The organism is Arthrobacter sp. OAP107 (assembly GCF_040546765.1).
GTDB lineage: Bacteria > Actinomycetota > Actinomycetes > Actinomycetales > Micrococcaceae > Arthrobacter.
Genome location: NZ_JBEPOK010000001.1, coordinates 2,929,153 through 2,941,893, shown reverse-complemented (window position 1 = coordinate 2,941,893; position 12,741 = coordinate 2,929,153). Strand labels below are relative to the sequence as shown.

The 12,741-nt window shown below is 63.9% G+C and carries 14 protein-coding genes and 1 pseudogene; 12 read left to right on the top strand and 3 right to left on the bottom strand.

Going from position 1 to position 12,741, the window contains the following annotated elements:
- The first annotated feature begins 75 nt into the window (after positions 1–75).
- Positions 76–510 (top strand): cupin domain-containing protein, encoded by a 435-nt coding sequence (locus ABIE00_RS13630; protein ID WP_354263356.1) that lies wholly within the window; start codon positions 76–78, stop codon positions 508–510.
- Positions 507–1,364, top strand: coding sequence for an aldo/keto reductase (locus ABIE00_RS13625; RefSeq protein ID WP_354261063.1), 858 nt, complete (start codon positions 507–509; stop codon positions 1,362–1,364). The genes ABIE00_RS13630 and ABIE00_RS13625 overlap by 4 nt, the downstream gene beginning before the upstream one ends.
- 445 nt (positions 1,365–1,809) lie before the next feature.
- Here the strand turns inward: ABIE00_RS13625 and ABIE00_RS13620 are convergent, their stop codons facing one another.
- Positions 1,810–2,685: a helix-turn-helix domain-containing protein gene (locus ABIE00_RS13620; RefSeq protein WP_354261061.1), complete on the bottom strand. Its 876-nt coding sequence runs from the start codon at positions 2,683–2,685 to the stop codon at positions 1,810–1,812.
- A 157-nt stretch (positions 2,686–2,842) separates the two neighbouring features.
- Here ABIE00_RS13620 and ABIE00_RS13615 point away from each other — a divergent pair, with 157 nt between their 5' ends.
- From ABIE00_RS13615 to ABIE00_RS13570, 10 genes and pseudogenes are all read left to right on the top strand, one after another.
- A complete protein-coding gene (locus tag ABIE00_RS13615; protein WP_354261059.1) occupies positions 2,843–3,685 on the top strand; it encodes an SDR family NAD(P)-dependent oxidoreductase in 843 nt (280 codons plus the stop codon).
- An 82-nt stretch (positions 3,686–3,767) separates the two neighbouring features.
- Positions 3,768–4,850, top strand: coding sequence for an oxidoreductase (locus ABIE00_RS13610; protein WP_354261057.1), 1,083 nt, complete (start codon positions 3,768–3,770; stop codon positions 4,848–4,850).
- Positions 4,851–5,126: 276 nt separating this feature from the next.
- Positions 5,127–6,212, top strand: a complete 1,086-nt coding sequence (locus tag ABIE00_RS13605; RefSeq protein ID WP_354261055.1) for an alpha/beta hydrolase — start codon at positions 5,127–5,129, stop codon at positions 6,210–6,212.
- 327 nt (positions 6,213–6,539) lie between these two features.
- Entirely contained in the window at positions 6,540–7,451 is a 912-nt protein-coding gene (locus ABIE00_RS13600; protein WP_354261053.1) for a helix-turn-helix transcriptional regulator, read from the top strand.
- 169 nt (positions 7,452–7,620) lie between these two features.
- The gene (locus ABIE00_RS13595; protein WP_354261051.1) at positions 7,621–8,286 is read left to right on the top strand and encodes an SDR family NAD(P)-dependent oxidoreductase; all 666 of its coding nucleotides are present in this window, start codon (positions 7,621–7,623) and stop codon (positions 8,284–8,286) included.
- 67 nt (positions 8,287–8,353) lie between these two features.
- Positions 8,354–8,518: a hypothetical protein gene (locus ABIE00_RS13590; protein WP_354261049.1), complete on the top strand. Its 165-nt coding sequence runs from the start codon at positions 8,354–8,356 to the stop codon at positions 8,516–8,518.
- Positions 8,470–9,122: pseudogene (locus tag ABIE00_RS13585) on the top strand (SDR family oxidoreductase). Before ABIE00_RS13590 ends, ABIE00_RS13585 begins: the two are co-directional and overlap by 49 nt.
- Before the next feature lie 172 nt (positions 9,123–9,294).
- Positions 9,295–9,843, top strand: a complete 549-nt coding sequence (locus ABIE00_RS13580; protein ID WP_354261048.1) for a cyclophilin-like fold protein — start codon at positions 9,295–9,297, stop codon at positions 9,841–9,843.
- The gene (locus ABIE00_RS13575; RefSeq protein WP_354261046.1) at positions 9,840–10,217 is read left to right on the top strand and encodes a cyclophilin-like fold protein; all 378 of its coding nucleotides are present in this window, start codon (positions 9,840–9,842) and stop codon (positions 10,215–10,217) included. The genes ABIE00_RS13580 and ABIE00_RS13575 overlap by 4 nt, the downstream gene beginning before the upstream one ends.
- A 40-nt stretch (positions 10,218–10,257) precedes the next feature.
- Positions 10,258–11,532, top strand: coding sequence for an MFS transporter (locus ABIE00_RS13570; RefSeq protein ID WP_354261044.1), 1,275 nt, complete (start codon positions 10,258–10,260; stop codon positions 11,530–11,532).
- 291 nt (positions 11,533–11,823) lie between these two features.
- Here ABIE00_RS13570 and ABIE00_RS13565 read toward each other — a convergent pair whose 3' ends face one another.
- Together ABIE00_RS13565 and ABIE00_RS13560 are read right to left on the bottom strand one after the other, a co-directional pair.
- Positions 11,824–11,988 (bottom strand): aldo/keto reductase, encoded by a 165-nt coding sequence (locus ABIE00_RS13565; RefSeq protein WP_502914285.1) that lies wholly within the window; start codon positions 11,986–11,988, stop codon positions 11,824–11,826.
- A gap of 10 nt (positions 11,989–11,998) precedes the next feature.
- The gene (locus ABIE00_RS13560) at positions 11,999–12,442 is read right to left on the bottom strand and encodes an ATP-binding protein (RefSeq protein WP_354261040.1); all 444 of its coding nucleotides are present in this window, start codon (positions 12,440–12,442) and stop codon (positions 11,999–12,001) included.
- Positions 12,443–12,741: the final 299 nt, after the last annotated feature.

The following is a 12,741-nucleotide window of genomic DNA, read 5'->3' as shown; positions in this document are numbered from 1 at the left end:
CCTGACGAGGGCGCACCGATCGTCCCCGGCCGACGCCTGGTGGCAACCCATCCAGAACGAACAGAAGGAAACAACATGAACGACGACGAATTCGACCAGATCTTCCCGCACGGGGAGAAGAACGACGCCTATGCCCAGTACTTCATCGGCCAGAGCTACCTGGCTCCGCTCACCTCGGGGAGCGTTCCCGTCAGCAACGTCTCCTTCGAGCCGGGTTGCCGCAACAACTGGCACATCCATCATGGCGCCGGCGGCGGCGGTGACCAGATCCTGCTGTGCACGGCAGGCAGCGGCTGGTACCAGGCCGAGGGCGAGGACCCCCTCAGCCTGGAACCGGGAACCGTGATCCATGTCCCGGCCGGAACGAAGCATTGGCACGGTGCGAAGGCCGACTCGTGGTTCTCCCACGTCGCCTTCATCACCCCGGGAGAAGACCTCAGCAACGAATGGCTCGAGCCCGTCACCGACGAGGCGTATGGCGAGCTGCCCAAGAACGGAGAGAATGCATGACCATCCTGAACGAGACCTACACCCTGTCCAATGACGTGACCGTCCCAAAGCTGGGGCTCGGCACCTGGTTCATCGACGATGACAGGGCCGCCCAAGCTGTCCGCGACGCCGTCGGGACCGGCTATCGGAACATCGACACGGCGCAGGCCTACGGCAACGAGCGCGGCGTCGGCGAAGGCGTCCGCACCAGCGGCGTCGCCCGCGAGGAGCTGTTCGTATCCACGAAGCTGGCCGCGGAGATCAAGGACTACGACGGCGCGGTGGCCGCGATCGATGGGTCGCTGAAGACGCTGGGCTTGGACTATATCGACCTGATGCTCGTTCACGCCCCGCAGCCCTGGGACGACTTCCGCGGTGGAGACTACGCTGAAGGCAACCGCGAGGCCTGGCGTGCGCTCGAGGAGGCCCACACGGCGGGCAAGCTCCGCTCCATCGGCGTCTCCAACTTCCTGCAGCAGGACCTGGAGAGCATCCTCCAGGGCAGCACCGTCGCCCCGCACGTGAACCAGCTGCTCGTCCACGCCGGCAACACCCCCACAGAGCTCATCGCGTACTGCGAGAGCAATGGCATCCTCGTGGAGGCGTACTCGCCGATCGCCCACGGTGAGATCCTCAACAACACCCATGTCGCAGCGATGGCCGAGAAGTACGGCGTGACGGTTCCGCAGCTGTGCATCCGCTACACCCTGCAGCTGGGCACCGTGTCGCTGCCGAAGACCGCGAACCCCGAGCACATGCGATCCAACGCCCAGGTGGACTTCGAGATCACCCAGCAGGACATGACCACGCTGCGAGACCTGCGCGCCCAGGACTACGGCGAGAACAGCGCCTTCCCCGTCTACAGCGGCAAGTAACGAGCTGCTGCCGCGGCGTCCAGAGGAGATCCCAGGCCGTCGCGGCAGACGTCTGCGGCAACACCGTGCCAAGGGCTGCTGTATGGCACGCGGCAACATCAGCCAGTCGGGCGCGCAATCTCCCGGGAGGCTCTTGGCAGTTTTGGCTTCAGCCCGGTTTGTTTGCGAGATAGAGAACCCCCCGTGCAATGAGGCAGCTTGGGTGAAGTGGGTCCGAGGGGGCACGGTATCGCGCCCGCTGATGCCATTACGTAGAGCGCAGACAGGTCTCACGGGCGCGGCGGAACGGACTGGACGGCACCAGGATGTCTTGTGGACGGTCCCTTGCGAGACCTCTGATAAACGCTGAGGCTGGCTGGACTAAGAGACGTTCGCTGATGCCGTTGGCCGTGGTCGATCTCGGTGTTGTGGTGCCCGGTGCAGGAGGTGGCTCGATGTGCGCTCACTACCTTTCGAGCCTAACCTCCTCGGGGGCGCGTGCCGCCAGGCTTCCGAGCAGGCGGAGTGCGTGGTCAGAGGCGGATCCTGGTTCGGCTGTGAAACCAACGAATTGGAGCCCCGGGTCGGTCATGAGCTGCATGGCCTCGTAGCTGAGATCGAGGTCGCCCACGTCGGGGTGATGGATGAGCTTGATGCCGGCAAGGTGTACCCGCACATCGTGTGCTTCCCAGAGCGCTGCGAACTCGCTGCTGCCGTTGGAGAGCTCTCCGATGAGGCTGCGGAGGGCCCTATCGGCGGGCGCGCGCCCTGATTCAGCGCGGAGCAGGGCGACGATTTGTTCGGCCGAGTCGTTCCAGTCGCGATAGGTGGCCCTGCCCCGGGGATCGAGGAAGAGGAAACGGGCAAAGTTCACCGGCCCTTGAGGCTGCACAAACATCTCTGCGAAGAGCGCACGCCCGAGGGCATTGGTGGCGATGACGTCCATCCGACCGTTCTGAATGATCGCCGGAAAAGGCATCGCGTCCAGGAGCCGCTGGGTGCCGGGCCGGATCTGCTGCGTGCGGGAGGCTGGCTTTCGACGTGGCGACCTCGCGCCCCGGTTTGCTGCGCGGACCAGGTCGTACAAGTGGGCGTGCTCGGCATCGTCGAGCTTGAGCGCCCGGCTGATGCCGTCGAGGATGGCGTCCGAGATCCCTGACGCGTTGCCCCGCTCAAGACGCACGTAGTACTCAACACTCATCCCGGCGAGCAGCGCGACTTCTTCGCGGCGGAGCCCAGGCACCCGACGGCGACCTCCGAAGTCAGGCAGTCCGGCATCGGCAGGGCTCAGCCGCGACCGGCGCGTAATAAGAAACTCGCGGATGTGGGCAGACCTGGTCATGCTCCAAATCTACGTCAGCTGGCGGCTCCGAGGGGGTCCTCCCTATTAACCCTATAAAGCGGGTCTGCCTCGCGCCTGCAGGTGATCCTTTACTGGAACTGTCACGTCAATGGATAGGCAAACGAGCCGATCTGCATAACAGGAGGAACACACAGTCATGGCAGAAAAGAACGTTTGGTTCATCACCGGAGCGAGCCGCGGTATGGGCATCGACATCGCCCAGGCCGCACTCGCCGCCGGGCACTCGGTCGTCGCCACAGGCCGCAACGCGGCCCGGGTTGGGACAGCGATCGGAGAGCATGAGAACCTGCTCAGCGTCGCACTTGACGTCACCGATGCAGGCGCCGCGGAAACCGCAGTCAAGGCTGCGGTCGACCGCTTCGGCCGCATCGACGTACTCGTCAACAATGCCGGCAACTTCTACGCCGGCCACTTCGAAACCCTCAGCCCCGAGCAGGTTCGGGCCCAAATGGAGACGAACTTCTTCGGGCCCCTGAACGTGACCCGCGCCGTCCTGCCCGTCCTGCGCGCTCAGCGCTCAGGCCAGATCATCACGATCACCTCCACAGCCGGCTTCGTCGGCGGTCCAGCCACCTCCGCGTACGCCGCATCGAAGTTCGCGCTCGAGGGCTGGATGGAATCGTTGACCGGCGAGATTGCACCCTTCGGGATCTCGACCATGACCGTCGAGCCGGGCTTCTTCCGCACCGAACTGCTGGTCGAGGGCTCGTCGACAATCTGGGCGGACCTGCAGCTTGAGGATTATGCCGAGAATGCCTCGCATACCGTCCAGGCTTTCCGGAGCATGAACGGACAGCAGCCCGGTGATCCGGCAAAACTGGCCGGCGCGCTGGTTACGCTCTCCGATGGTGGCAGCCTTCCCGGTCGCTTCGTCGCCGGGGCCGACGCCATGGAGGCCATCGAGCAGAAACAAGCCGCCGTCCAGCAGCAGATCGAAGCGAACCGCGCGCTCTCCGCGTCGCTGTCCCACGACTCCTAACCGGGAGCATCGCCCTTTCGCGCTCCACACCGAGGCGCCTGCACCCCCTCTTTTGCAACTTTTTCCACCTAAGGAAATACCGATGCCACATCTGACTGATCCGTTGACTCTCGCCACGGGTTCCGTGCTCAAGAACCGGTTTACCCTCGCCCCACTCACGAACCAGCAGAGCAACGAGGACGGCACTGCATCCGAGCATGATCTGCACTGGTTTGAGCAACTCGCCGCTGGCGGGTTCACGATGCTCACCACCTGCGCGACGAACGTGCAGTCAAACGGAAAGTCGTTCACCGGCCAGCTTGGCATCTTTGACGACCGCCACATCCCCGGACTCTCAGCCATGGCAGAAATTGCGCACCGCCGCGGCGCACTAGCATCAGTCCAGTTGCACCACGGGGGCATGTTCGCCCGTCAGGACCTTATCGGATCCGGGCCGCTCGTCGGGCCCTCCGATGACGAGAGTTCGGGTGCCCGAGCGCTGACCCTGCCGGAAGTCGAACAGCTCCGCGACGATTTCATCGCAGCAGCCGGGCGCGCCGAACGGGCCGGCTTCGACGGCGTCGAACTTCACGGGGCCTTCGGTTTCATCCCTGGCGGCGTTCCTATCCCCGGACAGGAATCGCCGCACGGATCGCTACGGCGGAAACCCGGACGGACGCTCTGCCTGCTCCGGGAGATCATCGAGGGAATCAGGGCCACCTGCGGCCCCGGCTTCCACATCGGACTGCGACTCGCTCTCAGCGGTCAGGACCCTCACCTGCCCGAACTTCAGGACACCGTCGCCGTCTTCCTGGAACACGAACTGGTCGACTACCTCGATCTGGTCGTTCGCAACCTCGGCACCCGCGTTGAGGTCGGCCTCCACACCGGCCAGGTGCTCGTCGATCTCTTCACGGATCTCCCGAGGGGGATAACCCGAGTGGGAGTCTCCGGCGACGTCATGAGCGCCGCTGGCGCCCAACGCGCCCTTGACCAAGGAAGCGATTTCGTCTTTGTCGCCAGCGGCGCTGTCGTACACCACGACTTCCCACATCGAGCCCTGGCGGATCAGGCCTACGAAACCCCGCGCCCACCGCTCCCGGCTTCGTTCTTCCGCAACCAGGGACGGAGCCCGGCTTTCGTCGAATACCTCGATGGGTCCGTGGGCTTCGTCGATGCGCACTAGCCGGACGCGGGAGAGGGGCTGACGTGAGGAGCGGCATTGACCTACGCGCTCGGGCTTTCTGAACGAGTTGTGAGCCGGTGAAGTTTTTGCTGTGGAGCCCTGGCAGTACCCCTCCCAGCAGGGGCTCCCTTGCGGAGGTGGGCTGTGGTGTGCTCGAAGGGAAGCAGGAAAGTTTCGACCTTCGTAAACGACGATCACGAGGATGACATCACGATGAGCACGAATACTGACGGAAGCAAGAAGCCGGCCTCTGGGACGAGCGGGTCGGAAGGAGGAGTGTCACGCCGGAACCTGGTGAAGCTGGCCGGTGTCGGTGCGGCAGCCGTCGGCCTGTCCGGGGCCGTGGGATTGGCAACAGGCCAGCAGGCCTTTGCATCAGGACCTGCGTCCAGGAAGGATCTCGAGCCGGGTGACACCTCGAATGGTGCAGACAACTTTTACACGAGTGACAAAGTCGCGGTCCGGAAAATCTCGTTCACGAACCAGTACGAGATGAAGGTCGTGGGTAACCTCTTCGTGCCCAGGGAACTGGACCGCCGGACGAGTCATCCGGCGCTGGTCGTCGGGCATCCCATGGGCGCCGTGAAGGAGCAAAGCGCTAACCTTTACGCGACCAAGATGGCAGAGCAGGGATTCGTCACACTGTCCTTCGACCTGTCCTTCTGGGGCGAGAGCGCGGGGAAGCCCGAGAATGGCGTCGCCCCGGATATTTACAGCGAGGACTTCAGCGCCGCGGCGGATTTTCTCCGTGCACAGTCGTTCGTTGACAAGGAACGTCTCGGGGCTATCGGGATCTGCGGCAGCGGCAGTTTTGTTCTCAGCGCGGCAAAGATCGATCCAAGGATCAAGGCCATCGCCACGGTGAGCATGTATGACATGGGCGCCGCGAACCGTGACGGGCTCCGGAAGTCCGTGACCCCGGAACAGCGCAAGACGATGATCGCGCAGGCAGCCCAGCAGCGGGATGTCGAATTCGCCGGTGGAAAGATCCAGTACACAGGCGGCACACCCGAAGAGCTCACCGCAGATTCGAGCGCGGTAGACCGGGAGTTCTACGACTTCTACCGCACCGCACGCGGATACCACCCGAACACGACGACGCATCCCACCCTGGCCACCAACGCCAAATTCATGAACTTCTATCCATTCGCGGACCTGGAAATCATCTCCCCGCGTCCGCTGCTGTTCATCACCGGTGACCAAGCGCACTCCCGTGAATTCAGTGAGAACGCCTACCGGCTTGCCTCGGAGCCGAAGGAACTTGTCCTGGTTCCGGGAGCGGGCCATGTGGACCTCTATGATCGCGTCGGCCTCATCCCATTCAACAAGATCACTGAGTTCTTCCGCGCCAATCTGAGGTAACGGCGGGGAGCCCGCTGCAATTCCTGTCCGCGGGCTCCCCAAACCCGTTCCACGTTCCCGGCAGAGACCATGGACGAAAGTTCGGGTCTGCCATACGTTGTCCCGCCGGCGGGAGGAAACTGCCGGTGTCTGGACATACTTCTGCAGCGTGTACTGCTGTCCACGCCGGGATTCAGCGGCATGGCACGGCTGGCGGTGAACTGACCGGCAAGGGGCGGCCCTGCTACGGCCAGGACCGCCCGTTGCGTCTTCCTCTAAAGGGACCCGCGTGATAGAGGTACTGGAAGGGACTCCCTCCGCCGCGAGGGTTGGCTTAGCGTGGATTATATGGACAATCGAGCGGAAGTACGCGAATTCCTTATCTCTAGGCGCGCTCAGGTCGCCCCGGAGCAGGTTGGCTTGCCCGCCGGGACGAACCGGCGTGTGAAGGGGTTGCGCCGTAGCGAGGTAGCCACGATTGCCGGTTTGAGCGTGGAGTATTACACACGTCTGGAGCGCGGTGTGATCAGCGGCGCCTCGCCCCAGGTGCTGGAGAGTATCGCCAGGGCCTTGTGCCTGGACGACGCCGAGCGGGCCCACCTGTTCGACCTCGCCCACGCGGCTGACCCGGTCGCGCGTCCGCCGCGGCGGCGGAATTCGAAGTCCTGGGTCCCGCATCAGAGCCTGCAGTGGGCGCTGGATGCGATCACAGCCGGGCCCGCGTTCGTCCGTAACGGCCGGATGGATCTGCTGGCGGCGAATCCGTTAATGCGGGCATTCTACAAGGACTGCTACGACATGCCCGGCCAACCACCGAACCTCGCCCGGTTCACCTTCCTGAATGAACGAGCCTACGAGTTCTACCCGGACTGGGAGGCCTTCGCAGAGGTGACCGTCGCCATCCTGCGTACCGAGGCCGGCCGGGACCCCCACAACAAGGAACTCCACGACCTCATTGGTGAACTCGGAACCCGCAGCGAGGAGTTCCGCCGCCGCTGGGGCGCCCACAACGTCCGCCACCACGGCGCCGGCTTCAAGACCTTCAACCACCCCATCGTGGGCGAAATGACCCTCGCGTTCGAGGGTCTGGAGATGGCCGCTGAGCCAGGGCTCACTCTCACCATTTATACCGCCGAGCCCGGGTCGTCATCGGCAGAGCGCATGCAGCTGCTCGCCTCATGGGCGGCCAGTGAGTATGGAAATGCCGTCCAGTCTGCGTCTGAAAGGACGCGGTCTGAAAGGACGCGAACGGACCGCTGACGACGGCAGCGCTGCCCGCTACCAGGCGGTATAGCCGCCGTCGACGGGAAGCGCGAACCAGGTGACATAGCTTGATGCAGGCTGCCCAACCACAGGACGGCAGCCGCCACCAGCCCCCGATCAAACGGGCACCTCGTCCTGATGTAACCTCCACGAAAGAAAGAACCCCATGAAAAGCACCATCGCGATCATCGGTGCCGGACCCGGCCTGGGTCTCGCCTCTGCCCGCCGCTTCGGAGCCGAAGGCTTCAACGTTGCCCTCCTCTCCCGCACCCAGGACCACGTCGATGCACTCGCCGCGGAACTGGCCGACGCCGGCATCACCGCCCGCGGCTACGCCGCCGACGTCCGTGACCACGACTCGCTCAACACCGCCCTTGCCCGGGCAGCCGACGAGATGGGGCCGGTCGAAATCCTCCAGTACAGCCCCGTGCCATCCAAGAAATATCTCCGGCCCGTTCTTGAAACAACGCCCGAAGAACTGCGCTCGGCGCTCGAGTTCTCCACCCTGGGAGCAGCGACCGCCATGAACGCGGTACTTCCCGGCATGCGTGCCCTCGGCCGTGGTACCGCCCTGTTCGTGAACGGCTCCAGCGCAGTCCGGCCCAACCACAACTACGCTGGCACCTCCGCCGCGTTCGCCGCCGAATCCGCATACGCCCAAATGATCCACGACGCCCTGGCCCCGGAAGGAATCCACGCAGCGCAGCTCATCATTCCCTTGGGTATCGGTGGAGGCGACCCCGCGCATGAACCGGCGGCCCTGTCCGAAACCCTCTGGCGCATCCACAGCGAAAGGAAGGACTTCCGTACCTTCGTGACACCCCTGGACTGACTCTTGGAGACACAGGGTGGAGGTGCCCGAGGGACGAGCAAAGGCGTTTTCGACGGATAGGAATGGAATGATGGACATGGTCAGCTATGACTTCAAGGGCAAGGTCGCCTTCGTCACCGGCGGGAGCGCGGGGATGGGCGCTCGACGGCGCAGGCGTTCGCCGAGGCCGGTGCCGCTGTCACGATTGTCGATCTCGACGGCGGGGCGGCGGAGCGCTTCGCGGGTGAACTGAATGCTTCGGGGTACCGTGCTCTCGCCGTGCAGTGTGACGTGACCGAAGAGGCGCAGGTGGCAAACGCGGTCGCCCGCACCGTGGAGGCTTTCGGCGGCCTCGATATGGCGTTCAACAACGCGGGCATCATGCTTCCGCGGGTGGACTCAGCGGACGAGACGGCAGAGGCTTTTGACAAGATTGTCGCGGTCAATCTGCGCGGCGTGTGGGCATCGATGAAGCACGAGTTGGTGCAGATGCGGAAGCAGGGATCCGGTGCCATAGTAAATTGTTCGTCCTCGGAGGGCTCGTGGGCGGCAGCGGGCGCGTCACTTACCACGCGACCAAGCACGGCGTGATCGGGCAGGCCAAGAGTGTTGCGTTGCAGTACGCGCCGCTCGGCGTGCGGGTCAATGCCGTCTGCCCCGGGACCATAGACACCCCGATGGTTGCGAGGATGACCGCAGGTGGTGAGCTGGATCCCGAAGCCTCGGTCGCGTCGATCCCGCTGGGCAGGCTCGGGCGGCCCGAGGAGATCGCCGCTGCTGTGTTATGGCTCTGCAGCGATGCCGCCAGCTATGTCACCGGCGTCGCCCTTCCTGTCGACGGCGGCTTCACCGCTTAGCGGCAACAGGACCTCGAGCCGTTCTGGCGGGAAGCAATCACTCCTGTCAGAACGGCCCAACCTTTTAAGGGTCCCTCCCGGTACCTGTAACAACAGAGGCTCCCCCTCTTCTCCGGTACCTGTTTTGCTGGAATTGACCAAACTTTGCCTGATTGGAAGGGGACCATCTCCCATGCGACTGAAGAAACGGGCCCTGGCTGCGACCTTCGCGCTGGTGTTGTCCCTCGCGGGGTGCAGTATCCCTTCCAAGGGGCCGGCCCCCGTCACCCCGCAGCCGTCGTCTGCGCAGCAACCATCACCTTCGGTTCCGGTAGCTCCCCGGACTTCGTCTGCCGGCTCCGCCGAGAGCGTGGCCGGCACGGTGGTCCGCTTCACGGCAGGAAAGGAGAGCGTGGACGTGACCATTGACCAGGACAGCCCTGCCACCGGGGACTTCCTGGCCATGCTGCCGCTCACGCTCACAATGAAGGAATTCAACGGCCGCGAAAAGATCGCCGATCTTCCCCGCGAACTCAACTACGAAGGTTCGCCCGGCTCCGACCCGGAGAACGGCGACCTCATCTACTACACCCCGTGGCACAACCTTGGCTTCTACTACAACGCGGCCGGGATCGGGTACTCCGATCAGACCATCCATCTGGGCCGCTACGACGCCACGGTCCAGGAGCTCGCACGCTTCGAGGGACAGAAGACCACCGTCGAGATTGCGGCCGGACCATGAGCGCCAACGTGGCAGCAGAAGGCACCCCGATCTCCATCCGGATCGACGGAAGGACCCTGACCGGAACCCTTTCCGGCAACGCGACCGCGCGCTCCCTGATCAGGCAGCTTCCCGTGACTCTTTCCTTCAGCGACTACGGCGGACAGGAAAAACTCGCCGGGCTCCCGGAATCCCTTTCGCTCGACGGCGTTCCTGCCGGCGACTACGCCGATCCGCTGACCATCGGCTACTACGCGCCCGGCCAGGTCCTCGTCCTCTACTACGAGCACGTCGGGTACTTCAGGGGAATCGTACGGATTGGAACATTCGATGACCTCGCAGCGATCCGGGGCCGCAGCGACCGTTTCACGGCCACCCTGAGCCTCAGCGCCTGACCAGGCACCCGCAAGACTTCCCCCAAAGATTGGAACCATTTTGACTCGCGCCACCCTTCAGGATGACGCCCGCGGCACAGCGCCTGTGCACGGACTGCCCCACGAAAACCCCGGCACCTATGAGGAGACGACACCTTCGGGACCGAAGAGTAATTCTTCGGACCCGGCCGGGCGCTTCCCATGGGCGGCACTGCTGATCATGGCCCTGATGGGGTTCCTGCTGATCGTGACCGAAACCATGCCCGCCGGCCTGTTGCCTCAGATCGCTGCCGGACTGAACATCACCGAGGGAACCGCGGGACAGTTCGTCAGCGCCTACGCTCTGGGAACTGTCATTGCCGCGATGCCCGCCATCGCGATGACGCGTGGCATGCGCCGTAAGCCCGTCCTTCTTGTCGGGATCCTCGGCTTCCTGGCCGCGAACCTCATTACCGCGTTCTCCACGGACATCATCCTCTCCCTCGGAGCCCGGCTCGTTGCCGGCGCGTTCTCCGGCCTGCTGTGGGGGATGCTCGCCGGCTACGCCCGCCGTATCACGGCGCGTGAGCACGCCGGCCGTGCCATGTCCGTCGCGTCCCTTGGCACCCCTGTCGGACTGGCAGTGGGGACGCCTTTTGGCTCCTGGTTGGGTACGGCCTTCGACTGGCGCTGGTCCTTCGGCGTGCTCTCTATCCTCACCATCATCACCGTTCTGCTTGCCGTCTTCCTGGTCCCGGATGCGTCTGGCCAACATGCCGCGACACGGGTGCCTCTCGTACGGGTCCTCGGCATCCCGGGCGTCGCGGTGGTGCTAGCGGTTATCGTCAGCTGGATGCTCGGGCACAACGTCCTCTACACCTACATAGGCTCCTACCTCCGCACGGCAAGTCTTCAACTCTCGGTCGACGTCGCACTGGTGACGTTCGGAGTGGCGGCCATCGCCGGGATCGCCATCACAGGCGCGGTGATCGACAAGGGCCTGCGACGCCTGGTCCTGCTCAGCCTTGGGTCCTTCATCACGGCCGGCGTGATCTTCACCGTTGGCCACGCGTCGGTGATCGCGGTGATTGCAGCGATCATTCTGTGGGGAATCGCCTTCGGCGGTGCGGCAGCCCAGCTGCAAACGGCAATCAGCGCCGCAAGCGGGGAAAATGCCGATGTCGCCAACTCAATGCTCGGTGTCGCGTTCAACCTGGCGATCTTCGCCGCCGGTGTGGCAGGCGCCGTCATGATCAGCAACTTCGATGGCCTGGTCCTGCCGGTCGTCATGGCCGGGCTGGCCGCGGTCGCGTTCTTCATCGCCGTTGCCGGGCGGCGTACAGCATTGCCCAGGTAGCCAGCAGGCAATGCCTGCTAATGCAGCAGCTGCAATTGCTTCCCCGGACCAGATCCATGGGCGACGTCATGAGTTTCAGATCGGCCGAGCCCAACAGTTCCTTTGTTGGAGCTCGGGTGCCCCGCCGGTGCAGCAGCACCTGTCTGCCGATAGGGAGAATCGCAACGCTAAAGTGCGGCGCTCCCACAGCGCCAAATGTCACATCGTTGCCCGATTGAAATTCGTTCACCGGTCGTCGCACAGGTCTTGCATCACTCTCGCAAAGCCCCGTCTAACGTGTGGATTGCAGCTTCAGATGATTCTGATTGAGCCGGAGGTACCAGGGCCACCGATGATGCTTCTGCCGGTATCGAACGCGGTGATCCGCGCCATGTCCTGATCATCGAGGGTGAAGTCGAAGACGTTGAGGTTTTCGGCCATGCGTTCGGGACGGGTGGTCTTGGGGATGACGACGATACCGTTTGGGTCAGGAACCGCAGCGCCGTCTGGGCGGCGGTCTTGCCGTGCTTTGCGCCCGTATGAATGAGTACGGGCTTGGGAAGAAGTGGTTCATTCCTTCGCCGAATGGCGCCCAGGACATGAACTTCGTCCCGTGCCGGGCGAGCAGTTCACGGGTGCGGTGTTGCTGCCAGAACACGTGATCCCGGCCATCCTGAAGTCGTCTTCGACGAAGAGAACGTTGACATGGGCGGACCTCCGGGTGGGGGAGGGTTGCCTCAAAGGCAACACCGGAGTCGTTGCGCACTGTCACTGATCCTTGCCGTTTCGCACAGACGAGACGAATCAGCGCGAGTCCGACCCCGCGCCCCGCAGCGTGTGCTTGCTTGGTACTGAAGCCACGGGTGAAGATCCGCTGTTCGCGGTCCTCAGGGGCTCCCGGGCCGGGATCGCTGACGCTGATGGTGATCACGGAATTTCTGTCGCTGATGATGGGGACAAGGACGGCGACGGTTTTGTCGAGCTACTTTCGGCGCCGTTCCGAGCTCTGCCGCGTGGGTCGGAAGGATTCAGTGCCGGATGACTTCGCCTCATCGCCGCTCATGTCGCTGACCAGGCCGGTTTCGGCGGTCTCCAGTACGGTAAATATTCCTGCCGCCGCTGCCTGTTTCGTCGGCTACGCCCGGACGTTGCCAAGTGCTCAGTTACGACGAACGGGGGATCCGTAACGAGGGTCTGCTATAACCCGTTGCAGCAAGCCCCTCCCTACGG